A 24678-nucleotide genomic window follows, 5' to 3' on the forward strand; every position below is an offset into this window, starting at 1 on the left:
TCTCTGCCATGCTGTTTATCTTAAACAGTATGGCGGAAAGAGAGGCAATCGGTCATCGTTTTTTTTCGATGGAATAATTGCCATTACATTGTTATTCACACCACTTTCAAATACCAGTTACCTTTTTTGTCCAATATGGACATGATCTTCTTTCCACTCAATTCGGTCTTCAGCTTTTCAAGCCCGTATATAAAGCTTTTTTTATCCGAATAAATGATGATCCTATCCCATTTTTCAATGATCTCCGGAATCTGGCTTTTCTCGATCAAGAAGCCTGTCTTTTCAAGCATCTCGATCAATCTGGCATTATCCGGGATCATTTTATAAAGAGTCCGGTCTTTCTGTGCCGATACCCATACCCACTTATAGATCCCGATTCCCAATGCTTCCTCGTGGGCATTTGCGTTTTTTATAACCAAGCCGAGTATCGCTCCGGAATCCATAACGGTGCAGCCCTGTACGAGCGACCGGTCGAATGAAATATCCGATCGGATGTCATTTATTTTTATTACGGGTATGCTTTCGACTTTCTTCTTGTCTTCTTCGATCTCGTTGATCTTCCTGTTGATCTCCTTGATCTTCCTGCCGATCTTTTCAATTTCAACTTTTTTGTCCTTCGAAAGCATCATCTCCAGAACCGGCCAGGTCATTGATTCGATCGGCGGATAGCCGTCGATCTTGATGCTCGGGTCGTTATATTCCCAAAACCCGGTAGCCGCGAAATAAACGGCTTTTCCCAATTGACTCAGTCCATCTTCAAGGCTCATCGCAGTTTCTCTGGATCCGGCATCAACCTTTTCCGCCAAAATATCATTTGGTAAAAAGATGTAATATTTCCCATTCTTGGCTCCTTTAACATATTTCTCAAAGAGATTGCTCAGTCCCTTAAACAGATTGGCATCTTTTTTCTTTTCGATCTTCAACATCGCATATTCCTCCTCTGTCTTTTCCAATAGTCTGAACTAGTATCTTCATTTCAAGGTGCTTTCCAAAAGTCCCTCGCTGTCATACTGTTCGCTCTGAACGGTCTGACGGAAAGAGAGGCAATGCCGGACGCCGCTTTCATGGCTGACCGGAATTGCCGAAATGTTCTATATATTTTCTTTTTAAGCTCAGAATGAGCATTTTATGTTTTCACTCCCGAGCCTGCACCATTCAACTCGGCTTCTGCATCATTCAATATCTTCTCCCAATTCTCCGGCCGAAGATGCTTTGAGCTTCCTCTGATCGCAAGCACGATCTGCTTGTTTATTTCCTGCGGATCAAGGCTTCTTTCCCATTCCTCAATGGCCTGGTAAAGATTCGCTTCTCTTACGGAAGCGCCTCCTTCTCTGGCGGATATCCTATCCGCTTCAAGGACCATCCATTCCACATCCGCTCCGGTAACATATTTCTTTTCCACCAGCAGACGGGCAAATTTCGAAAAGTCCCTGATCTCGGTCGGGATCCCGTATCGTGCGAACATCACGCTGAATATGTTCGGATATTCGTTCTCGATCGGCAAACCGAACGGAATTATTTCATCGGATCTGCCTTTTCTCTTATAGGCCGGATCGACAAGATCGGGCCGGTTGGTGATCCTCACCCAGATAACCTTTCCTCTTATGTCAGGCCTGGAACAGAATTCGAATTTCTTCTGCCTCAGGCGGTTGGAAACTCCGGAATCGCCGTTATAAGCGTCGCGGCCTCCTTCCGACTGGTCGGCTTCGTCCTCGACGACGATCACCGGCGCAAGGTCTTCCAGGCAGGCAAGTATCATCTGCATATACCTTTCGGACTCTCCGACATACATATTGCGTGGATTTTGTATCTCAACGAAATTGAATCCGCATTCAAATGCCCAGCACTCGAATAGGAAGGTCTTTCCGGTTCCCGGAGGACCCGCCGCAAGTATGCCCATCGGAACACGCCTCATCATCCCTGCCAGAATATTGTCATTCACTTCGCGAAGATACCTCTTGACGTTTTCTTTTCCGCCGAAATAATTGAATCCCCACTTGGGAATCTTAATTTTTACGCGGTCACCGAATTCTTTTTCAAGGATCGTCTTTTTTTCCTCCTTTATCAGGTCCAGGCTCAAAGGGACCTTGCTGTAGGAAGCTTGCTCATAAATGCCTTTGATCTGTTTTACGGACAAGCCCGACGTGCAGATGCCCAGCATTTGCGCGTTTACATTGCTTTCCACATTTATCCTTTTTTGCCCGATAAGTTCCTGCCAAAGCTTGACTCTTTCCTCCATATTGGGTTTTGGGATCCGAATGGCGGGGATATCTGTCTGAGTGGACCTCAATGGTTCGGCCAGATCACCTATATTCGGCGTGATCAATATCATAGTGTTCCCTGTCGCGCCAACATCCCTGTCCTGAGCCAATCGCTCCAAAGTTTCCACGACCAGACGGTCCTGAATGCTCTGATGAGCCGATGCGGCCGGAACCAGGTTGTGGGCGAAAGATATTATCACGACTTTTTTCAGGATATTTCCTGAAATATCAAGTTTTTCCGCCGTCTTCTTTTCGATCCTTGAAACCAGAAGATTGTCCCTCATGATCCTGGCAAGCAGCGGCAAAACGATCTCCGGCGTCTTTCCTCCGATCAATTCGTCGATGGAAAGCTCATTCGCGGATCTTTGCTGCACTCCGATCGCCTTATTTTGCGCTGCGGTTGTCCGGGGCGCCATGCTTTGATCTTCGAGCAGATATTGCTGCCTGAATATTTTCTCCATATCTTCATTGGGAAATCGTATCCCTGTCGAAATGGAATAGAGAATAACCATCCTCTGCCTGAAATATTCCTCTGCAAGCTCCTGATCCAGGGTGACATAGTCGCCCTTCATGTTCTTCTGAAAATCTCCTGTATTCCCCCATATAACAAGAAGGTTTGTTCCGAGAGCTAAATTTCTCATCAGCTCATCTTGCCACACCATAACATCATCTCCTTTTTGCATTTTTTTTCTTTCCTTCCATTATCCGCACATCCCTTCATAGTTCACCTTCACTTCTATCCCGACTGCCTGCAAGATATCCCGCAGAAAATGAGAATCGTCATGAGAGCTGGCATTGATCTCTACGCGTCCTTCAAAAACACTGACGCTCATAAATTCACGCGCGGATCTTTTCTTTTCCGACGACAGGTTCTTTTTCTTTTTCTTTTCTTCTTCCGTTCTGGACATCTGTTTCAACTCCCATTTTTTCAAGCAATGACCTGATTTTAAGCTCTTCATAGTCGCACGTTTTGTTCGGAAATCCTTCGAAATCCATCTCGATCTTCCCGTCTTTTAGCCTGATAGCAACCTTTCTCATTTCATTCACCAGCTTTCATCCCGACGACATTGAAGCTTTGTCTGCCGTCGCCTATCGAATATTTCTCAGTCGGTTCGATCCTGTATCCGAGAATTTCAAGAGCGGCTTTCGCGGCTTCGAGAAGATATGCATCCGTGAACATCTTCTTGAGGCGCATTATCTCTTCTTTCCATTCGCTCCTGTATTCGTCAGCAGCGAACCGGACCACTCCGTTCTTCATTGTTATTCCCAAACCATTTGGAAGCTTTGAAGTTTTCAGCGCGCCGATGATCTTCTGACCGCCAAAGGACTTGGTTTCATTGCGGCCAAAGTCGCAAATATGGTCCGTGATCTCGACTCCCTGGCTTTCCAAGGTTTTGAAAGCGCCCTGTATGCATTCCTCGATGACATCATCAAGCTCCAGATCTTCTATGATCTTTGCGAATTTGGGGTCTTTCAGCCGAAGCTCGTTCAGCATTTCATTCATGTTCTCCGTTGCGCTCAATTGAGCGTTCATCCATACGATCTTACTCATAAATCCTTCCTCCTGTAAACGTTCCTTGTTTGCCGGTTTTTAAAGTGCAATTTCGATTGCGCGATGTTTTGAATATCGCCTGATATGCCAATGGTGCTTGGCATGCGAAAAATTCCAGACTAAACCGGCTGTTTTTCGCTTTGTTAAAGTTAAACTTTAACTAAACAAACTAGCATTATTTGAATAAATTGTCAATAATCGGCAGGACTGGCAATAAATGCTCGCCTTTTTTAAAATATCACAAGGCGATATCAGGGAAAACGAAAGATCGATAATGCCTGAAAACCGCTATTTTAATAAAAAAATCCCCTATTTCAGTTTTACTGCAATAGGGGCCTAAGTTCAACCTTATCTTCGGCTTTTTCGCCATAAGATGCGATCGCTATTTTAATCTTTAATTCACTTTCTAGAAAGTGTATATATTCAGCTTTTTTCACCGTTTGGTAGATCGGTCTGCATAACTTGAGAAGTTCTGCGAGTTTGCCTTGGTGTTCGGAAGAGGTCTTTGCGGGAAAATTAATATTTTTTATCATTATTTTTCCACTTGTTTCTTCGAACTCGAAGTATTCCTGCAGCGATGCATCTTTTTTTCCGCAGTATTCATAGGCCTCGCACACCCTGATCTTTTCAAAATCAAGACGGTCAAGGTTTGTAAGTGCGACACAATTAATTTTTCCTGCTACCCTCAGAGCATACCTTGACGCCACCAGATCAAACCATCCGATGCGAAATTCACCCTGCCATTCATTTGTGATGTTATGCGTGTCCGGTATCTTTCCGGTCAGCCATTTATTGTATGTTACAAACGGACCTGCGCCATGCCGGGTGCTATACGCCCGGATAACTCCGATCTTGACGACCTTCCCTTGAAGTCCCATGGACCCGATCAGCTCTTCTGCATTGGCGAAAGTAGTGCACGAATGCGTTATGTGAGGATAGAATCCCCTTTTTTCATCAAGGAGAACTCCCTGCGCCCCTTCGAAGACGACACTTCCGGAAATTTCAGCTCCTTTTTTCTTGCCGATTTTCAGCGCTTTAGAAAAACTGGAGTAATACGAGGCTAGTCTTCCGACGTATTTTTCATCTTTCAGATTCCCCAGAAGCTCCTGCAGTTTTGAATTTTCCGGCTGCTCGGAAGCAATTTGCTCCGCAATATCTGTCTTCATGCGCCATAGAAAATCCAGCTTTGTCTGAAGTGTTTCCGGATCCGAAAGGTCCTTCGCCCGAAGAGCCATTTCTCCATAATTTCTTCCGTCCTTCACCGCCTCGCCGACTCCGAATCCGCAGCTTCCGTGTTTCTTATTGCCTCTTGAAATTTCCAGCATCTGATTGATAATGCCGTGAAATGGTGTCACTATGAGACAATCGGGATCGATCGAAACTAGCCACAAAGGACGTTTTACGCCTTTTTTCGCAAGTGAATTGGCTTCGTGTCCGAGCCGTACCGGATCAACCATCACTTTATCGAAGAGATATGTACTTGCTCCTGAAAAAGTTCCTGATCCGTACTGCGCGAAACAATGAAGATATCCGTCGGAATTCACCACGTAATGCGCCGCTTGCGGCCCGCCATTATAACGGACAATTGATTTTATGTCATATCGTCTCGCAAGATAATCCACAATAGAACCCTTTCCTTCATCGCCGAAGCCCAAGCCCGCTACAATGAAGATCCTTTCTTCTTTCATATCGCACCTCCGATTCGATCCGATATTCGATATATATTTTGTTCCTTATTCCATTCATCATTCCATAAAAAGTTATGCGGGGTTAAGCGCGAGCTCAACCCCGGCATGTTCTCATTTCAGTTCTTTATTGCAGTTTTGATGATTTGCTCTTTCTCTTTGTTCCTCCTCCGGGAACCAGCCGGTTTGAATCTATTTTCACAAGCTCCATACCCGTGCTCACCACGCCGGCAAGAGCCTTCCGGGTCTGGCTTCGTCTCAACTCTGTCTGGCCTCGTCCTTCCATATCCACGAGATACCCCTCGAGATCGACGTTTCCTTCCGCGATCGCAAGCGCACCCAGCATGACATCGACGATCCCTTTTGGATCTTCGCACATAAGGATGTTTTCCGCAGAGATCACATCGGCCCATTGAGCTTTTATAAGCTCATCGTTATAGCCCGCATACTTATCGGCGTCATTCTTCCTTTCTCTGGCCTTGCTCGGGTCAAAGTCGAATTCATGGACCTGGACATTGCTTGAAGAACCACTAAGCCCATCCGGAGTTCTTCCTTCAAAGTGCATGATGTCGTCGCCGACCTGCACCTCTACGCGAAATTCCGTTCCTTCAAGGCTCCGCTCATGAAAGGCGTAATTCTGGACATATATCTTATAATGTCCTTTCGGCGCCTTTCCCCTTGGCCATCTTACGTTTTCAACCGGCTTATCCGTATTGAAAGCGTCATTCTTATAGCCCTGAACGTTCATGTCCACATCAAGGAATCCTCCGCAAGGAGCCGGAGAATGGTTGTTCCGTTTGCAGTGCGAGCCATAAAAGATATGATGTCCGCATGGATCTATGATATGGATATCGAGGTCATTTCTCTTATTCCAGAGAAGTGATGCGCGTATATCCACATCGGCTGCATCATACATTCCGCCCGCTTCCTTGACCCGCTTTTCCATTTCCGCATCAATATCGGCCCTCCTCTCATTCCACTTTTTCTGCGGGAATATGAGGAAAACATGATATTTTTGCTGCAGTTCCGCAAAGATCTGCTTCGAGTCGATATCCTCAGGCAGGTCATCTCCGATCCATTTCTTCACCTGTTCCCTGGAAACTTTCGGATAGAATCCTTCGTCTCCCAGGAAGAACAGATAACCTTTCTTGCCTCGCTTGTTGGCATCCAGGATCGTGTGTCGTGCGGCAAAATATGCCATTAGTTCATATGATTCCTGTCCTGTTCCGCCTCCGCCTTCTTCAAGCCATATCTTCGCCAGATTCTGATCAAGCCTGTTATCAGACTCAAACTGTCCGACCTGGATCGGCGCTTTATCGCAAGGGATCCCATTGGCCACGCTCGCATCGCCTACCGCTCCAAAACAGATCGTAGGATGAGAAACATAGTTCCTCATTATGGCCTGTCCGATGAACATCGGCAATTTTGCATATATGACCTTTGTGTCATCTCCTCGTGAACGCGTCACGTCAAACGCCACGAATATCCCTGTAGTTTCGGGATGCTCGGGGCTGTCCCGGCATTCCCTGTTTTTCTTCTTTATATTCAGATCCTTATGGCATTCCCTTTTTGCAGGGTTCCGGGCAGCTTCGGAATCTCCGCCTTCATAACCCTCATAGGTGAACACCCTTCTTTCCGTAGATCTGGCTCTTTCGCCTACATCTCCGTTATAATCTCCGCCTCCCATATTCTTACCTCCATTGTATTATTTTTTTCTTCATTTTCAATTCCTCAAATCTTTCCGATCCCCAGATCTTTTTCCGAAGATCTCTCAATTGCGCATGCATTTCCCAGGCATCATTGGCCCTCTGAATGGGGCTTTCCATTACAAAGAACCTGATGAACCTCTGGAATCTCTCATCCACCGAGCCGGGCATGGTATTCGTCCTGATGTCTCCACCAAGCGCATATATCATGCATTTTCCGATGGAATAAAGATCAGATGACGGGGTAGGACGCTTTCCCTGTTTCACTTCCGGAGCGCTATAGTCTTCATCATAATATTTGAAGCTTTCTCCGGTATGGAAAGGATCTCGTGTCGCATAACTCCAGTCAACGATCATTACATTATCGTCTCGAGGACGCGACATTATGTGTGAAGGATTGATCTTGTTGTGAGTCCAATCCGTACTATGTGAATATCCGATAGCGCTTAGGGTCCTATCAAATATCCACGCCACATGCCTCTGATGTATTCCGTTCTTATATTCCTCACGCATTGAGTAAAGATCGTATCCGTCGAAACTCTCCAGAATAAGGCCAGGTTTGTGATCAGTTGTTCTGAATTGGTCGATCAAAACCGGAAAATGCTTGCTTTGCTTGCTTCGTTGCGAATTAAGGAACTTTAATATCCTTACTTCGTTTTGCATCAAAACATCATCGGCCGGATCTATGACCACCTTAAACTTGACGGGTATCGAAGCATTCTCACCTTTCACACAGATTCCTGAATAGATCAGCGAAATATCTCCTTCCGCCTCTTTCGGCAACTTCATATGATATTCACGATTCTGCCTCTTAAAGACAATTACTTCTTCTTCCGATGAGTCCTGTTCTGACGAACCGCCGTTTGCTTCCCGCTCGATCATTAGATCGGCTTCTTTCCGGAAAACGTTCAGCATCTTGAATGCTTCTTCTGCCATCTTGAAAACATTGTCGTTATATCTGAAATGGTCAGGAAAGACGAACTTCGTCTTTTCTACATAGATTTCCCTGACTTTTTTCAGACGGACGGCGACATCTTCGCCTGACAAATTTCCGAAAATATCTTCCGGAGACTTTGCACGTTGAAGTTCCGCATGTATAGCCTTCAATTCTTCCTCTTTGTTCATTTTTTCACCTCTTCAACATTATTCATTTCTCTGATCCTTACAGAGCATATCTTTCTTTCTGTCACATCATTCTATACACCTCGAGTTGTTAAAGTACGTTCCTCAGGATAACATTGATCTTCGCTATCCTGCTGAAAGGCAATCACGTTTACATTGATTATCTTTCAGCAATCAACGAGATCATAGATTGAAAAATATTTGGCGGAACAGTTCGTTCTGCTCCGCCGCCTGTTTGTTTCCTAAGCTTTTTTTCTTCTGTATAATTTATGTTCTTTTATATATTCGATCACTCTCGGATCAACCAGCCCGTCAATCGGCCTATCTTCCGAAACGAGCCGCCGTATCAGAGTCCCCGAACCGACAAGACCCTCGATCTCGATCACCTCGGAATGCGGAGGCAAGTCGTCCGGCTTCGCTTCATATCCCGGTCTCATAATGATCAAAAAATTCAGATTGTTCCATATTTCCGGCCCCTTGTTCCAAGCGGCCTGAATTTCGGAATTATTCCTGCATCCTCCGGCTATCAGATCCTCGCCGATGAGATGCCAGATCTCGGCATTGGGATGAAGTTCCTGATATTTTTCCTGAACAAGATATGTCGGCGTAAATATATTATTTTCCAGATCATCGAGATCAAGCCTGACCCTGGGAATATTCTCAAACGCTATCTTCGCCATTTCCATCCTGTCATGGATCGAGGTCTCATTCGTTGTCGATTTGTCCTCGCGGAAACCGCATGGGATCACATAGACAAAATCAAATAATTTTGTAAGTTCCATCGCGATTATCTGGTGCGGTATATGCGGAGGATTCATGCTTCCTCCGACGATCACCACCCTTTCTTTTCCTTTGCGTCTATACAATTCATTCACCTCTTTAATACACGATAAAATCACCTTTTAAAAGAACTTTTTTCTTCATTGCGCTTCCGACAATATCCGTTTAATGAATATTGACCTTCAAATATAGGACTTCTATCCTATATTGTCAAGCTCAAAAACGTCATCAGACACCCCTATTCCAAACCCCTGAAATAATGTGCTTTCATGGCTGATCCGGCCAATGAACATTTAAAAAAATCCGCTTGTTTTTAAGCAGGATTATTGTTTGTTCTGTTTTGATATTGTCTCATCACTGAAATAGCTCTTTCGAATATTGCCATCCTCGAGCTCAGACCGTCGCTCAGCATGAACGATCTGAAACCGATCGATTCAAGATAGCGAAGGCTCAAAAGGTCTTGCATGGAAACTGTTTCGCTTCTTTCCAAAGAGGTCAGAATGCGGGACGCGGCTATCGCATCGGGATCGCTTTTGATGACAAGATCAAGTGCATCGAAAATTTCGGTCTTATCATCCCCGATGTTTATATATCCGTCATCAGACGCAAAGATCAATCTGACATTCCGCTTCAGTGCGGGATATTCCCTCCTGACGAATTCCAGGCCCTTCTGGGATTCTATTTTCAGATAGATCTCGGCCTTCGGATCGAGAGCCAGGACATCCGAAATATCGGACATCTCTTCGACAAAAGAAAGCATGTATTTATGCACTCCAAGCTCCGCTGCCGCATTGATATATTCAACATCTTCCGGCGTCAGATATTCGAATATCTTCAGATTATTGCCATGTATGTTCACGGCCTGCCCTTCCCCAAGAGCTTCTCTCGGGTCCGGATCCACATAGATCACTTTTCCGGAGATGATCCTTATTTCCGACTCGTCGCCTCCCCGGAATATGATCTTTGCGGGAAGGTCCACACTGAACTCATGATTTAGTTCGATGTTCCCGAATGGAGGAATGGTCCACTTGGCAACGCGCAGCTGCCGTCCTTTCACATCGATAAACAATGTCCTGTCGCCGATGATCGACAACACGGCCTCGATCGCTTCCTTTGCGCTTTTATATTGATTCTTTGCTCCGATATTCAACCTGACCCCATCCACAAGATCATCGCTCAAAACTCTTTCAACGAGATCCTCTTTATAGAGAGCCGGTAACGTTACTATTAGCATATCATCACCTCACAAAATTTTTCAATGTTCACTTTCAAAGCTGATTCCCGCTTTGACAGATAATAATATATAAGTTCAATGCGGATGTCAAATATGCCGAGCCCGGACTTCCATTGACAGATATGCAAAAAGTATGTTAGATTTCGCGTCATGGAGGAATGAGATGCAATATCTTATACAAACACTGAATTCGCTCTATGGATTGAAAATAGAAAAAGGCAAATTCACCATAGGCAAACTGATGAAGATAAACGAATCTCCGGCTGTTGACGTCGGAGACACCAAACAGGGAGACGAAATGGTCTTCGATCCGCACGGATGCATCAGCATCTTCAATAAAGGAGAATTCCAGCTTAGGACGAGCCCCGTAATAAACATGAATTTAGTTCAAACAAAATAAAGCGCCGGCAAACGGCACTTTTTTTAAATTCACGAGGTCCTTTTTTTCGATACGATCCAGGGTCAAACAATGCCATAAAAAAATAAGGAAAGTTCATTTCCTTACTGCGAAGCGGATGCTTCCTTTATTCTCGCTTTATAGATGTGCCATTTAGCAAATACAAAGATAATTATTCCAAATGCCGCCAATGTTTCTATCGATGTCACAAGCGCAGGCTTCAAGGTCTCAATTACGACAGAGAATGCTATCCCCATGATTGCCAGCAAGGGAACTTCTCTTAATATTTTTTCAGAAACCTTCCTTCCCCGGATCTCAAGCACAGCAGGTACGAGCGCGATCAAGCTTATGGCGATCATGATTTGCTGCATTGAAGAAATATTTATTTCCCGATTGGCTATTATCTTCACAATATAGACCACCAGCAATATTACCGGAATCTCAATAGCCAGGTCGCTGCGCAGATTTGATAGGGGTATTTTTACACGCTGACTTCTGGAAATAAATTTTTTCTCCAGTCGTTCAAATTCACTCTTACCCTGAAGAGATGCGGGCAGTGCTCCGTGTCTTTTCTGAAAACACGTTCTCAGAACCTCTTTGTTATACTTCTCAATGAAAGTTTCCCTGCCTGCAAACCATAACCCTATAACCGTAATAATTGCTATGGCTGCCAGTATATATCCGATCATATAAACTACCTCCATTGTTTATATACCATATTTATTACATAATGTCAAGATTTCAAGACCCAAAGCAACATCACAAAATAAAGCGCCGACAAACGGCACTTTTTTTAAATATAGTCCGGCATCCCCAACCCGCCGGCATACACTATGACATCCATCAAACTATTGATCTCTTTTCTTCAATGCTTCCTCGACCTTGTTCTTATAAGCCTCGTCTATCTTTTTCCTCTGCTCATCAAGCTTTCTCTCATTGATCCTTTCCAAAAGGCCTTCAAAAAGCTCGTTCTGCCTTTTGAAAAGCGCATCCATTTTTTTTATGAATCCATCAAACGCCTTTTTTGCCAAATTTATCTTTTCCTTTTCACCAAGCTTCGCCTTATCGGAATCCATATTAATATAATAAGAATAAAAGTTTCCCTCCGAACCGGTCTATGTCCCTATTTTAACAAATTATATGTATTTTGTCATACCAATCGGACTATCGCGGCAACACAATAAAAAGAATGCGGACGTTTCCGCATTTTAATAATTTAATCCGCCTTGATTGCATTCGGCAGGCTTTCTATTGACTTTTTCGCGACCGACAACAATACCGTGAACACGACAACGATCGCTCCCGTAAGGTTCATGAACATAAATGCCAGATCGGGCGTTGCCGAGAATGGCACTCCAGCCTCGGCATATGTCCACGGCCTTATATACGTTACCAATACAAGCATGTATGCAACGATACTGGGAAGTATCACGGCGCAAAGAGCCATTGATCTCACGAAAGTGCTGTGCGGTATCAGTCTGAATATTAATCTTGCAAATAATGTGCACTCAGCGGCTATCACAAACAAAACCGCCAGATACATCGCAAATGCTTTGATGGCAATGATAATCCCGAATTCCGCAATTGCGATTATCATGCCGACAAGCAATAAACCCGCCAGAACCGAGACTATCAGAATGAATGCCGCCCTCTCTTCAGAATATTCTTTTTCCATTTCTTATCACCCTTTGTATGTTTTCAATGAATTTTAACTTTATATTTCCAGGCTGAATATGTTTCACCCGGACTTGCTATTTTACCACAAGATCCGGTTTTGTCAATCATCGCGCCAATATTCCATAAACTGGAATATTATCAATGGACACGGTCAGGACCGAAGCTGAAAAGATTATTCAGACCCTTGACGCGACCACGAACACATGCTAATGTCTTTATTCACGCTCAAACAAGGTGTGAAACGAAACAAAGAGGTATAATATGCTATCCGGACAACACGACGCGTTTATCGCTCTCGTTGGAACCCTGACGACAGTCGACCAGGTTGTAAGTGCAATGAATTTTGCCAGAATGGTAGATGAAGACTCCCAGAATGGCATTTGGGAAGCCTGCCAGCAAGCTATGGCAAGAGTGCAAGTCAAACCGCCGGCTAAATAAAAGATGGATCAAATTCCATCTCATTTTTTTATTCAGCGTATGCCTATTCGCCTATTCGCGCGAATTAGAGATATTAAAAGATCCACGTAAAAGATATAAAGAAATAAAAAAATAATAGTTACTTTTGGTAACTATTGCTTTCGGTTAAAACCGACATTCCGCTTTATTTAGGAAGCAGCGTTTCCAATTTTTCTGATATTCTCATGCTTCCCTGAATGGAGGTTCCTCCCGGCGCTGAGCACGGAGACGGGCTTCCGGTCAGCGTTATCAAAACGCCTCCGTCTGAACTGCCCGCGAAAGATACGCACGATCTGTCACTTACGCTTTTCAGCGATCCGCTCTCCCCTTTTTGCAGATCCTTTATCATGTCCAGATATTCAGCCCAATTTAATTTTGCGCTATAGTCGTATCTTCTGACATCTTCCCTGTCGAAATCCTCGACTTCGAGAAAGACGAAATTTCCGTCACGGTACATTCTTGAATTGCTTGCATTATTTTCTTTTTCGCCGGTATTCCAAAACACTTGCTTTTCGTCGCTCATTATATCGCCTCTTTTGTCTGGCTTTGGCCATACTTCTTTTACTTCATACTATAATGTAATATTCCATATGTCAAAATCAGATCCCCCCTCCGAGGCAAGTTGTTGACATATGTCAATATTCATATTAAGATACGGTGTTTCACATAAAATAAATGGAGGTGAGATAATGTGGACGGTAAAAGGAATCAATGGAAAAGTTTTTTTTATCAAAGGAGGATCGTCTGAAGCCGACGAACAAAAAGATGCCATTAGAGCGATATTACGGGCCTATCTGGATACGGAAATAACTCTGGAAGATCCCGAGCCGGGATTATATGAATTAATCGTAATAAATTCATATTCTCATGGCGGACGGAAAGGCTGCATATATTTGAAATCAGAAGGTATTATATTTGTAGGGAATTATATACCTTCAAAAGACGAGTCAATAGAAGATGGCATTCATTTTGAAGAATTCAATTCAGGACAATCGGAGAAACTCAGAGAGTTCCTTCGCCTTAAGCAGGTCTAACCTGCTTTTATTTTATCCGTACTGCCGTTTTGGCATATTTACGGCTTGACATTTGGAGTGTTATTGCTATAATACACCGTTCGAATCAGGCGCGCAAAACGTGCCACACCTGATCTCGACGGAGGTTTCAATAATGGAAAACACAAAAGCCAAAACGGATATCAAGATCAAGATCGAAAGTCTGAAAGAGAGGGATGACTTCGTTGAAACAATATCCATTTTAATGACAGAGAACCTGGAACGATACCTGGCAATGAAACGCAGAATATGCCTTTTGGCCGGCTATGCAGAAATTACAGCCGAAGAGGAAAAGGGTGAAAAACAATACATCGCCCGGACAATTGAAAGCATAGCTTCGTTCTATCTCGATGAGATCGACGAAGATGCACTGGCCAAAATACTTGCGGATCTCCTGCATGAAGAAGTTCCGAAATCCACCGCCACTGTCCGCGAGAACATGTGCGGATCGGTTTTGATCTGCAGCAGAAAAGAGCTGCCGGTGATAAAATGGCAGGTATTCCCCGCAGACACATCACAGCTGTTCGATCCCGCAAATGAGCTTTCAAAAGAGAAAGGGATCTCGCTCAGGGACTTTTTCAGATCCAAGGATCACTACAGGGAAATGATGGTTTCCCTATACGACAATCCGAATAGTTTCGCCCTGGATATCACCATGCAAATAAAAGAATTCTTTGAACTGAGGCTCTCTGAATGTATTTTCATGGACCTGCTGGTCGACTCACAAGATCTGAGCAAAGTGCAAAGTTTTGTAAAAGCGAACAGGATCAATCGCCCGGAGGGAAAGAGGATCGCAACGGCAGGAGCCATAGTCGCCCTTGAATCCACGAAAGAGATTTTCGGAAATAACGAATTGCAGGAGAAAAAACTGGCCATACTGAAAGAAGAACTCGAAGAGCTAAAAAAAACAGTAGTTCCAACCTAGGACTACTTTTTTCTTATATTATATAAACAAAATGGATTAAATTCCATCTCATTTTTTTTCCAGCGTATGCCTATTCGCCTATTCGCGCGAATTAGAGATATTAAAAGATCCACGGAATAGATATAAAGAAATAAAAAATAATAGTTACTTTTGAGTAACTATCTGCTGCGGTTTAAAACCGATATTTTGTCTTATTTGGGAAGAAGCATCTTGAATTCCAGCGGTATTATCACAGTTCCTTTGATCTGCCTCCCTCCCGGAGAAACAGATGGCGAAGGAATGCCATATAACGTGAGCTCAGCGCGTCCGTTCCCTTTGTCCATGAAATAGACCGACGATCCGCCGTCTGCACCCTTGATAAGTCCACCCTCTCCATTCTGCATTTTTTTGATCATATCGACATATTCTGTCCAAGCCAGAACAGCGCGATAGTCATATCTTCTTTGATCTTCGCTATCATAACGTTCCACCTCCAAATATACAGAATCTCCATTCCTGTACATTCTTGAACTGTGAGCACAGGACTGCGGTTCGCCTGTATTCCAAAATTCCTGTTCATTGTCGTTAATTATATCGCCTCCTTTGTCTGGCTTTTGCCAAACATCTTTTCCTCATACTATAATGTAATTTTCCATATGTCAAAATATCAAAGGGGTATGTCGTTCCGAACTTGCTTGCCTCACCGTAGCTTTCGCGAAGGACAGGCCTGCCCCTGCCTCACGGCAGGCAGGGGCCTCCGGAGGAAGCTGGAATCCACATTTGTTTCGCAAATAATATTTATACGCACAATACGGAAGATGCTGAAACGAGTTCAGCATGACAATTCAGAAACCTGAATCAACCAAGGAAAGTGTTTTATACAACACTATGATAATTCATATTATCATAGTGCGGGAAAGAGTGAACAAACGCTATCTTAAAATTCTAGCCATAGCAATAAAATTAAGATAGTGGCATTTGAGAATAAAATAATAGATGGATCGAACTCCATCTCTTTTTTTAAAATAATATGTCATTCCAAACTTGCTTGCCTCGCCGTATCCGCCAGACGGCGGAGACAGACGGGCCTGCCCCTGCCTACCGGCAGGCAGGCGCCTATGGAGGAATCCGGAATCCACATTTCTTTCGAAATAATATTAATATGCATAATACGGTAGATGTTCAAATAATTATTTGCAAGTTCAAATCTCCGCATTTGAACCAAATATTTCTATACTAATAAATTAGAAACGTATGGTTCAGGTACGGAGACCTGAACCAACCAAAATCTAATTAATATTAGAACCTTGTGAAAGCTTAGAAACCTTCTGCAAAAATAGCGAACGATTATTAGGATCAAGATCTTTTGTAAGAAAATCATAGGCCATTTTTTGTTCAGGATTCAAAATAACAAACTCGGGATTTTTAGCGTACATCCACAAAAGAAATGCCACAAATAATGGCTCTTTTTGTTTTGTTAAAAGATAATATAACTGCACAGCATCCCAAAGTACGAACTCATTAGTATCTGGATTAAATTTAATGTCCGCTTCTGAATCTCTATTTGCATGCTTAAAAAAATTCTTCGCTTCATTAAGTTTTTTTCCAAATTCATTTTGGCGTTCTTCGCGAACCGTTTCTAATATTTGTGATTTTAAACTTTTTATTTTGCGCGCCCTACAAAGCGATTCGAACATTTCTTGAGCAGCAGAGCCTAGCGTATGAATTGAAACTGGATCATTTTTGTTTAAAAACATTTGTACAGCTTTATGCAATTGTCTTGATGCAGCATCAAGTTTTGAGATATGCATGAAAGTCATTTATTTATCATTTACAATATAAAAAGATAGATAATTACCCTCCGTTGGTTTAAATCTCCGCATTTGAACCAAATATTCCTATATTAATAAACTAGAAACGCATGGTTCAGGTGCGGAGACCTGAACCAACCGAAAACATTATTTATTCTGCCTTAATGCATACTCCGGTAAATTTATCACATTTCATAATTGTTTTAATTGTCGTTCCTTTTAAATCACCGAATCTTCGAGTTGATTCTGACGCTATAAAATAGTATCTATTGCTAAGCAGATATGCAATTGCAAATAATATAATCATAATAATTGCGATTGTAAATTTTTTGTCCATAGGTTTTTGTATTCGTTTTTTAAATATTTTTAACTATAAAACATCCAACTCCTCCTATTAATTCTTTACTATACAACACTTACTGTCTATGTCGATATCAACAACATTATATCCTTTAGTTGGTTCAAATCTCCGCATTTGAACCAAATATTTCTATTTTTTCAGAAACGGTTGATTCAGATGCGAATACCTAAACCAATTAATAATTCATATTGTTCATATACATTTAATATTTCTTTGGAAAATACTTTTTCCCCACTTGCCACAAATATTTATCAACCTGTTTTAAAGTAAATTCATTCAAGCCATAATATTTCCTAAAGTCTATAAGAATATCTTTATATTCTGGATATGATTTTAAATCTTGTCTTGAAAAATTACAGAATTTATCTTTCTTTTTGCAATATAACAGCATTTTTTCAACATACGAGTCATATATTGGATAAACTGTCGGTTTATGATGGCTGCAGTATTTTGTCGCAAATGAATAGAAATTAATCATTCTTCCTCCTTTCATCCTGACATTTGCGATTTTATTTACTATTGTCAGATTATTTTTCAAAAGGCAATCGTCAATTTTTAACGCCACAATATGTTTTGCAATGGTAAATGGCGAATAAATATTTGTACTGTAGAAATCGTTTAATGAACATACTTTTATTAAAACATCATCAAGATTCTTATTCAATGGATAAGTTTTTGAAAACAATTTTCTCAAGCTGCTTTCCTGCATCATGTAATTTTCAAGAGAATTCCATCTTTTAAGATATTTTTTGATTTCTTTTTGCGACGGTTTGGGTATAACTTTACTTTTTAACATATGATTTTTGCTTCGCACTTTTGTTAAAACAACTTCATTTGAAAAAAATCCTGCCATAAACTTGTTTCGGGAAATGTTGAGGTGGATTTATTCTACATGAAGATTATCAGATTGCCACGGCGCTTTTGTGCCTCACAATGAGTCAAATCCCCCTAAATCCCCCTTTTTCAAAGGGGGAAAAATAACCCGAATCTTAAATTTGTGACTTTACGGACATTCAGACTTTATAGACTTTCGACTCATTTCCCCATCGACGCCTTAATGAATTCCACAAACAGCGGATGCGGTTTCAGGGGTCGAGATTTAAATTCAGGATGGAATTGGGTTCCGACAAAGAACGGATGCTCTTTTTTCGGAAGTTCCACGATCTCCATCAGCCTTTCGTCGGGAGAAGTTCCTGAGAAAACCATTCCCTTTGCTTCCAGCGTCCCGACATAATCGGGATTCACTTCCCACCTATGCCTGTGCCGTTCGGAAATCTCAGAACTTTTATATGCTTTTCTTGCGATCGAGCCGTCTTTCAGTTTAGCCGGATATGCTCCCAGCCTCATCGTCGCGCCGAAGTTGCTGTCCTTCAGATTCTTCTTCTGTTCCGGCATGATGTCGATCACGGGGTGCGGGGTCATCTCATCGATCTCCGTCGTATTGGCTCCTTCAAAACCGCAAACGTGGCGCGCAAACTCAATGCAGGCGATCTGCATTCCATAGCAAAGCCCGAGGAACGGGATCTTGTTCTTCCTGAGATATTCGATCGCCCTGATCTTTCCCTCGATCCCCCTGGCTCCGAATCCTCCCGGAACGATCACTCCGTCCATTGTTTTCAGCTCTTTCAGCTTTGCGGAATTCTTCTCATATTCTTCCGAATTTATCCATTCGATGACCGGCTTTCTTCCCATAGCCCAGGCCGCATGCTTCACCGCCTCGATGACCGAGATATATGAATCCGACAAGACAAAATTTCCTGTGCTGAAATATTTTCCAACGATCCCGATCTTCACTGTTTTTGTGAGAGCGCGCCTCTTCTTCACCATTGCTCTCCATTCCTTGAGGTCCTTCTGCCTGATCCTCATGCCGAACTTGGAAAGTATTTTTTGCGCCAGGTCTTCATTGTCGAAATTGACCGGAACGTCATAGATCGATTCGACATCCGGAGCTGAAATGACAAAATCTTTCTCAACATTGCAGAACATCGATATTTTTCCCCTTCTGATCTCATCAATTGGAACTTCGCTCCTGCACATGATGAAATCAGGCTGGATCCCGACGGAGTTGAGCGACCGCGTCGCATATTGCGTCGGCTTGGTCTTCATCTCTCCCACCTTATTCGGGATCGGCAGATAGCTCACCAGAAAGAAAAGCACATCTTTCGGATATTGCAGCTTGAGCATGCGGGCCGCCTCCAAAAAAAGAACGTTCTGATATTCCCCAACTGTTCCTCCGATCTCGACCATGACAAAATCCGCCTTCGTGTTCTTGGCCACTTTTTTTATCCTGCCAATGACCTCGAGCGGTATGTGCGGAACCACCTCGACGCACTTTCCTCCATATTCCAGATTTCTTTCGCGATGAATGACCGACTCATAGACCCTGCCGGTCGTCATATAGTTATCCGAAAGTATATCCACATCCATGAATCTTTCATAATTCCCGATGTCCTGATCCGTTTCGATCCCGTCATCGGTCACAAAGACCTCTCCATGCTCTATCGGATTCATCGTTCCCGCATCCACGTTTATATACGGATCTATCTTGATTGCCGTGACTGAGAAACCTTTGCTCTGAAGAACCTTGCCGATAGAAGCTGTCGCAATGCCTTTTCCCACGCCCGACATCACTCCGCCCGCAACAAATATATACTTTGTCCTTGGCATATTTTTGTAAGTTTATGAAAGATATTAATTTATCCGACTTAGGCCCAAACATATGAAAAAGAGGCTAAAAAGCCCCGTTTTCTATTCTTGCGCTTCGACTATGACCACCGCCCTGACCTCAAGGCCGTGATCCAGATCTATCACAAATTCTTTTTCTCCGGCTTCCTTGATGGGTTCTGCAATGACTATTTTCGAACTGTCGATCTCAAAACCTTTTTCCTTCAATGCCTTGGATATTTCATCCGCCTTCACTGCGGCATAAAGTTTTCCCGCTTTGTCCGCTTTTGCACTGACAGAGATCGAAACTCCCTCGAGTTTGGCCGCAAGCTCCTGCGCCTTCTTGAAATCCTCTTCCGAACGCAATTCTTTCTCTTTCTTGATCTCTTCCGCTCTTTTTATGGTCGCCTTCGTTGCGGCTTGGGCATACCCTCCGGGAATCAGAAAATTCCTGGCATATCCGTCTGCCACATCCTTGATATCACCAGCGCTTCCGAGATTCTGTACATCTTTTGTGAGTATTACTTTCATAACTTTCGTCCTTTAATGCTTAAAAATTAAATTACTTCTTAAAAGAAGCTATAATGCTTCTAGAAACCATTGTACTACATTATTTCAAAATTATCAAATGTTTTTCCTTTTTTGAGCCATTCATATTCCACTCTCTCCACATTCGCGCCCGTCGGACCATTATAGCACCATTCCAGCAATTCTTTCAAGTTTTTCTCCTCTCCCGAAGCCATGATCTCCACGGTGCCATCGGGCATGTTCCTCGCAGATCCCGAAACGCCGCATTCCAGCGCTTTTCTTCTCGCTTCAACCCTGAAGAAAACCCCCTGAACTCTGCCGGATATCTTTATGTAGATCGTCTTCATAGGTGCTATTTCAACAGTTCCAAAGCCTTATCAAGCTGGGGATCTTTGTCATTATTTATATCCTCTTCCGTCAGTTCAACCTCGTAATCAGGATGTATTCCGTCATGATTTATATCCGTGCCGTTTGGCGTCAACCATCGTGCAATTGTGACCTTCAGCGCCGAACCGTCCTTCAAGCCTTCCATTTCCTGAACAAGCCCTTTTCCGAAGGTCTTCTTCCCCACAAGCTTCACATCGTTATCATCTTTCAACGCCCCCGCAAGTATCTCAGAAGCGCTGGCGCTCCCTTCATTGACCAGGACCACTACGGGAATATTGTCGAATCTCTTTCCTCCCTGAGCGGTATATTTTTCCTTTGACTTTCCTCCGTCCTGAATAACAACGGTTTTTCCCTCATCAATGAATCTGCTGGCAATATCGATCGCCCGATTAAAATATCCCCCGGGATTGTTTCTGAGGTCCAGAACGATCCCCTTCGGCTCCTTAAGCAAAACATCGTCTATGATCCGGTCGAACTCCTGCCCCGTATCATCCTTGAACTGATTTATGGAAATATATGCAACATTGCCATCCATCATTTTCCAGTCCACCGTATTCATCACCACAGTGTCTCTCACGACCTCGATATCCCTGCTCTTCTCTTCATCCTTGCGTAAAATTGTCAGATTTACTTTCGTTCCTTTTTCTCCGCGGATCAGCATTATCGCCTCGTCTATGCTGAGTCCTGTGATATCCTTTTCATCCACCTTGATTATCACATCTCCCGCAATGATCCCCGCTTTCTCGGCCGGGCTTCCTTTGAGGGGAGCGATAACTGTCAAAAATCCGTTCCTGAACCCGATCTCCGCTCCGATCCCGCCAAAACTGCCTTTCATGTCCTGGCTAAACAGATCATTTTCCGCCGGACTCAGGAAAACCGTATATGGATCTCCAAGAGAATCAACCATGCCCGAAACAGCGCCATATACCATTTTTTTATAGTCCAGCGGAGCGATCGTATATTTTTTTTCTATCACGCTCCATGCATCCCAAAAAATGCCGAAATCAATGTTCTTGTCCTGAGAAACAGAACTGGGATATTGATTCGAAACATTAGCCGTCACGCCGCCTCCGGCATATGAATCCAGGATATCCTTTGAAGCAAATCCAAAGCCGAAACTGATGACTGAAACGAGAAGGAATACGGCTATTTTGTCGGAAAAGTTTTTCATGCTTGGATTATTTTATTTTATCAGTTAAAAAGATTCTTTATTTCTTCCCTGATTTTGCCGAAGTCTCCTCCGTCGGGAAGCAGAATATATGCGCCATTCTGATCTCTTGCGGCATAAAGAAGGCCGCCGCTCGTCGTGTCAAAAATTTTATGCTTTATTTTCGTTGAATCCAGTCTCTGGGCAAGCACAGCCATTTCCTGGATCTCCCAGAGCTGCGCATCCACCCTCACATCATTTCCAAGAGTATCCAATATTGAAACGATCTTCAGCGGATTTGAAAGGACTCCGAGTCCGAGCGCTTTTTCCTTCACTGCCATAAGGACCTGCTGCTGTCTTTTTGCCCTGTCAAAGTCATTTGAACTGAATCTTGCCCGAACGAACAGAAGCGCCGTATCCCCGTTGATCGTTTGCTTGCCGGCAGGAAGGCTGATAGGCCCCTCCTCAAACTGGTTCAGCTCGGAAAACGGCTGGCTGAGAGTTATCGTGACCCCGCCCATTGTGTCTATTATTTCTTTGAAAGCCCGAAAATCAACGCTCGCGGCATAATGAACATCAAGCCCCGTAACCTCAGAAACTGTTTTTTTTGCATAGTCCAAACCGCCCTTCCAGCTCTTTGTGTCCTCCATGCCCAAAACATACGCCTCGTTTATCTTCCTGCTGGTCTCGTGATTGGGCATTTTTACATAAAGGTCCCGCGGGATCGATATCAATGCGACATTTCCCGTCTTAAGCTCAACGCTCGCAACCATCATGGTATCGGTCAGAAGCCCTCCATTGGGATCATCCACTCCCCTTATTCCCAAGAGAAGAACATTCAGCCGCTCAAGCTTATTCTCCTTCACTCTTTCCATTGCGGAATAATCCTCGCCCTCAACAGGCAGGATCTGGAAGAATTTTGATCCGATCGGCAGCATTCTGATTATGCTTTTCAGAACCGAATTCTGTTCTCCTGTCATCTTGTCGAAAGTCAAACTGGCCTTATTGGCCATATAGCCTCCCGAAATAACCACAGCAAACAATAGCGTACAAAACACTGCGTACGTTTTCTTTCTCCTGCTTTTTTTCAACTTGGAAATAACTCCTTCCTTGACATCAATGTCTTGATTGACGATCTTTTCAATATCGAACTTCTCCTTTGGAGGATAATATACCATAAAATAAATATGAGAACATTAATGATGCTTTTATACCACTGATTATCGCATTTTATTCCTGAAATGTAAATAGTAAAACCGCCTCCGAAACACAATAAGAATTTTATCACATTCTATCTTTGAAATATGCGCCCTTCAGCGAATATAGGACTGCGATCACGAGGACTGTGAACATCAAAACCTTATCATTGAAGAGCACGACGTCGAACAAGCCGTAGATCAGCACCCAGAAAAAATATGCGAAAAATGCGCCGGCGAATATTTTCATCTCATCGCCCGCAAGTTCTTTTCTGAAAAGTCTGTTTGAAAATAATAATATTTCAAAATTGATCAGTATGAACACCAAGAGTCCGAATACTCCTGTCTCCGCCGCAATATCAAAATATATATTATGCGCGGAAGAACCCATTTTCGCAGTCCCCATCTCCTCATCCAGGATCAGCGGAAAGTTTCCGACGCCGACGCCGAAAAGATAATGCCTGTTTATAGACTCGATGGTCCTGTTCCATATCTCAATACGCCCCATATTTGAAGATTCGGTAAAATTGGAGATTGAGACCAGCCGCTTGAACATCGCCTCCTCTTTGACGTCCCCGATCTCGACCCCGCTCCTGGAAAGCTGGACTTCCTGATTTTTCCTCAGCACGAATCCCGAGATCGGCATCAGTATGAAAAATATCATTATGGAAAACAGAATCACCCTCGGATTTATTTTTTCACGCGCTCCCCGGCGCATCTTCCTTGATAGGTCCTTGATGCCGTTTATTTTCGATCTAAAATTCGTGAAATATGCAACACCTATCGCAAGCGCCGCAACAGAACTCGCCCACACCCCGCGGGATCCCGAAAAGAAAAGGGCCAGCAGATAAAGCGACATGGCCAATATGATATTATTTTTTTTCGGTCCTTTCTCGTGAACGATAAAGAATAATACTACGGGCATTGCAATGAGGATGAAAAGTGAGAATGAATGCGAATCGGGAAAAACCGAGAACATTCTGAGAGTTGCCGGCAGAACATCATAATACGAAAACCATGTATTACTGTAGCTCAAAAGCGTGCTGAGATTCTCTCCATAGAACACCTTTATGACGCTATTGGTCCAGAACTGCCAGAACTTGAAAAGAGGCACGAAAAAAGTCAGAATGAGCTGGAAATATCCTATGAATGCGACAATAAGCGAACACTGGAGGAGATATTTCAAAACAGAGAGAACGTCCTCTTTCCTGCTTATAGCGGCCTGGCTCACCGGAAAAAGAAGCGCTATGTTCACAATGAATAAAATCTTCTTGATACCGGCCCCGATATAATGAGCCTCGGCAAGAGAAAGAAGATTAATAATGATGAATAAAACGAACAACCCAAAAAGTCTTCCATATGCCTTCTCTCTGACGGATATGATCGATGCCGCCGCCATATTTTTTACTTTTTCGGCCGCACCTTTTCCGCTGATCTTCAGGCAATAGCGCCCGATAACCGCCTTCGCAAACAGGGCAGCGATCAGTATCCTCCAGACGCTCATCGAATCCGAAAACTGATTTCCCGGAAGGGCGGTGAAAAAAGGGATCGAAATGATAAAAAGCCCCAAAGAATCCAAAAGTGTCATCCTATAAAAACCATAGCACATTACCGCAAGAATAAGATATGACGATTCCTGGGGCAATATGCCCAATATCATCAAAACAACGATAATGATCTGGATATAGAATATTTTGCTTATGGATATTGACATTTTTTAATATTTATATTATGATGTTAAGTTATTATAAGCTTTTA

Annotated in this window: 28 protein-coding genes; 4 read left to right on the top strand and 24 right to left on the bottom strand. The window is 43.2% G+C overall.

The annotated features are described in order from the left end of the window. Nucleotides 1-95 precede the first annotated feature (95 nt). The 10 genes from WC788_01805 to WC788_01850 all read right to left on the bottom strand — a co-directional run bounded on the left by WC788_01805 (nucleotide 96) and on the right by WC788_01850 (nucleotide 10340). A complete protein-coding gene (locus WC788_01805; GenBank protein MFA6096344.1) occupies nucleotides 96-926 on the bottom strand; it encodes a hypothetical protein in 831 nt (276 codons plus the stop codon). Nucleotides 927-1126: 200 nt separating this feature from the next. Next, nucleotides 1127-2944 carry an ATP-binding protein gene (locus WC788_01810; protein ID MFA6096345.1) on the bottom strand — a complete coding sequence of 606 codons (1818 nt, stop codon included), beginning with the start codon at nucleotides 2942-2944 and terminating at the stop codon, nucleotides 1127-1129. An 18-nt stretch (nucleotides 2945-2962) separates the two neighbouring features. Next, nucleotides 2963-3193, bottom strand: a complete 231-nt coding sequence (locus WC788_01815; protein ID MFA6096346.1) for a hypothetical protein — start codon at nucleotides 3191-3193, stop codon at nucleotides 2963-2965. Then, complete coding sequence (locus WC788_01820; GenBank protein ID MFA6096347.1) at nucleotides 3099-3299, bottom strand: hypothetical protein; 201 nt, start codon at nucleotides 3297-3299, stop codon at nucleotides 3099-3101. The genes WC788_01815 and WC788_01820 overlap by 95 nt, the downstream gene beginning before the upstream one ends. A 1-nt stretch (nucleotide 3300) precedes the next feature. Further along, nucleotides 3301-3813 carry a hypothetical protein gene (locus WC788_01825; protein ID MFA6096348.1) on the bottom strand — a complete coding sequence of 171 codons (513 nt, stop codon included), beginning with the start codon at nucleotides 3811-3813 and terminating at the stop codon, nucleotides 3301-3303. Nucleotides 3814-4133: 320 nt separating this feature from the next. Then, a complete protein-coding gene (locus WC788_01830) occupies nucleotides 4134-5501 on the bottom strand; it encodes an adenylosuccinate synthetase (protein MFA6096349.1) in 1368 nt (455 codons plus the stop codon). A gap of 124 nt (nucleotides 5502-5625) precedes the next feature. Beyond that, the gene (locus tag WC788_01835) at nucleotides 5626-7185 is read right to left on the bottom strand and encodes a hypothetical protein (protein MFA6096350.1); all 1560 of its coding nucleotides are present in this window, start codon (nucleotides 7183-7185) and stop codon (nucleotides 5626-5628) included. Nucleotides 7186-7189: 4 nt separating this feature from the next. Further along, nucleotides 7190-8329, bottom strand: a complete 1140-nt coding sequence (locus tag WC788_01840) for a hypothetical protein (GenBank protein MFA6096351.1) — start codon at nucleotides 8327-8329, stop codon at nucleotides 7190-7192. Nucleotides 8330-8568: 239 nt separating this feature from the next. Further along, nucleotides 8569-9192: a nicotinate-nicotinamide nucleotide adenylyltransferase gene (locus tag WC788_01845; GenBank protein ID MFA6096352.1), complete on the bottom strand. Its 624-nt coding sequence runs from the start codon at nucleotides 9190-9192 to the stop codon at nucleotides 8569-8571. Nucleotides 9193-9419: 227 nt separating this feature from the next. Continuing rightward, the gene (locus WC788_01850) at nucleotides 9420-10340 is read right to left on the bottom strand and encodes a hypothetical protein (protein ID MFA6096353.1); all 921 of its coding nucleotides are present in this window, start codon (nucleotides 10338-10340) and stop codon (nucleotides 9420-9422) included. A 163-nt stretch (nucleotides 10341-10503) separates the two neighbouring features. On the opposite strand from WC788_01850, the gene WC788_01855 reads away from it, so the two are divergent. Then, nucleotides 10504-10740, top strand: coding sequence for a hypothetical protein (locus tag WC788_01855; GenBank protein ID MFA6096354.1), 237 nt, complete (start codon nucleotides 10504-10506; stop codon nucleotides 10738-10740). Between the two features lie 101 nt (nucleotides 10741-10841). Here the strand turns inward: WC788_01855 and WC788_01860 are convergent, their stop codons facing one another. The 3 genes from WC788_01860 to WC788_01870 form a co-directional block, all read right to left on the bottom strand. Then, the gene (locus WC788_01860) at nucleotides 10842-11426 is read right to left on the bottom strand and encodes a hypothetical protein (GenBank protein ID MFA6096355.1); all 585 of its coding nucleotides are present in this window, start codon (nucleotides 11424-11426) and stop codon (nucleotides 10842-10844) included. Nucleotides 11427-11585: 159 nt separating this feature from the next. Continuing rightward, entirely contained in the window at nucleotides 11586-11813 is a 228-nt protein-coding gene (locus WC788_01865; GenBank protein MFA6096356.1) for a hypothetical protein, read from the bottom strand. A gap of 140 nt (nucleotides 11814-11953) precedes the next feature. Beyond that, a complete protein-coding gene (locus WC788_01870; protein ID MFA6096357.1) occupies nucleotides 11954-12412 on the bottom strand; it encodes a hypothetical protein in 459 nt (152 codons plus the stop codon). Between the two features lie 263 nt (nucleotides 12413-12675). Between WC788_01870 and WC788_01875 the strand changes: the two genes are divergently transcribed. Continuing rightward, on the top strand, nucleotides 12676-12852 hold the full coding sequence (locus tag WC788_01875; GenBank protein ID MFA6096358.1) for a hypothetical protein: 177 nt from the start codon (nucleotides 12676-12678) through the stop codon (nucleotides 12850-12852). Between the two features lie 163 nt (nucleotides 12853-13015). Here WC788_01875 and WC788_01880 read toward each other — a convergent pair whose 3' ends face one another. Next, nucleotides 13016-13393 (bottom strand): hypothetical protein, encoded by a 378-nt coding sequence (locus WC788_01880; protein MFA6096359.1) that lies wholly within the window; start codon nucleotides 13391-13393, stop codon nucleotides 13016-13018. A 166-nt stretch (nucleotides 13394-13559) separates the two neighbouring features. Between WC788_01880 and WC788_01885 the strand changes: the two genes are divergently transcribed. Next, nucleotides 13560-13904 carry a hypothetical protein gene (locus WC788_01885; GenBank protein ID MFA6096360.1) on the top strand — a complete coding sequence of 115 codons (345 nt, stop codon included), beginning with the start codon at nucleotides 13560-13562 and terminating at the stop codon, nucleotides 13902-13904. A gap of 133 nt (nucleotides 13905-14037) precedes the next feature. Then, nucleotides 14038-14847 (top strand): hypothetical protein, encoded by an 810-nt coding sequence (locus WC788_01890; GenBank protein ID MFA6096361.1) that lies wholly within the window; start codon nucleotides 14038-14040, stop codon nucleotides 14845-14847. A gap of 191 nt (nucleotides 14848-15038) precedes the next feature. Here WC788_01890 and WC788_01895 read toward each other — a convergent pair whose 3' ends face one another. From WC788_01895 to WC788_01940, 10 genes are all read right to left on the bottom strand, one after another. Next, a complete protein-coding gene (locus WC788_01895) occupies nucleotides 15039-15350 on the bottom strand; it encodes a hypothetical protein (GenBank protein ID MFA6096362.1) in 312 nt (103 codons plus the stop codon). A gap of 765 nt (nucleotides 15351-16115) precedes the next feature. Next, complete coding sequence (locus WC788_01900) at nucleotides 16116-16646, bottom strand: hypothetical protein (GenBank protein ID MFA6096363.1); 531 nt, start codon at nucleotides 16644-16646, stop codon at nucleotides 16116-16118. Between the two features lie 142 nt (nucleotides 16647-16788). Next, complete coding sequence (locus WC788_01905) at nucleotides 16789-16974, bottom strand: hypothetical protein (protein MFA6096364.1); 186 nt, start codon at nucleotides 16972-16974, stop codon at nucleotides 16789-16791. 226 nt (nucleotides 16975-17200) lie between these two features. After that, on the bottom strand, nucleotides 17201-17794 hold the full coding sequence (locus tag WC788_01910) for a hypothetical protein (protein MFA6096365.1): 594 nt from the start codon (nucleotides 17792-17794) through the stop codon (nucleotides 17201-17203). 239 nt (nucleotides 17795-18033) lie between these two features. Next, nucleotides 18034-19665: a CTP synthase gene (locus tag WC788_01915; GenBank protein MFA6096366.1), complete on the bottom strand. Its 1632-nt coding sequence runs from the start codon at nucleotides 19663-19665 to the stop codon at nucleotides 18034-18036. A gap of 81 nt (nucleotides 19666-19746) precedes the next feature. After that, a complete protein-coding gene (gene rplI, locus WC788_01920; GenBank protein ID MFA6096367.1) occupies nucleotides 19747-20193 on the bottom strand; it encodes a 50S ribosomal protein L9 in 447 nt (148 codons plus the stop codon). Between the two features lie 74 nt (nucleotides 20194-20267). Further along, nucleotides 20268-20537 (bottom strand): acylphosphatase, encoded by a 270-nt coding sequence (locus WC788_01925; protein ID MFA6096368.1) that lies wholly within the window; start codon nucleotides 20535-20537, stop codon nucleotides 20268-20270. Nucleotides 20538-20542: 5 nt separating this feature from the next. After that, a complete protein-coding gene (locus tag WC788_01930; GenBank protein MFA6096369.1) occupies nucleotides 20543-21748 on the bottom strand; it encodes a S41 family peptidase in 1206 nt (401 codons plus the stop codon). Nucleotides 21749-21768: 20 nt separating this feature from the next. Next, complete coding sequence (locus WC788_01935) at nucleotides 21769-22902, bottom strand: LCP family protein (protein ID MFA6096370.1); 1134 nt, start codon at nucleotides 22900-22902, stop codon at nucleotides 21769-21771. A gap of 106 nt (nucleotides 22903-23008) precedes the next feature. After that, nucleotides 23009-24634 (bottom strand): O-antigen ligase family protein, encoded by a 1626-nt coding sequence (locus WC788_01940; GenBank protein MFA6096371.1) that lies wholly within the window; start codon nucleotides 24632-24634, stop codon nucleotides 23009-23011. Between the last annotated feature and the right edge of the window lie 44 nt (nucleotides 24635-24678).

The sequence above is a fragment of the Candidatus Paceibacterota bacterium genome (genome assembly GCA_041661265.1).
In the GTDB taxonomy this organism is placed as follows: Bacteria; Patescibacteriota; Minisyncoccia; order JAHIHE01; family JAGLIN01; genus JBAZUT01.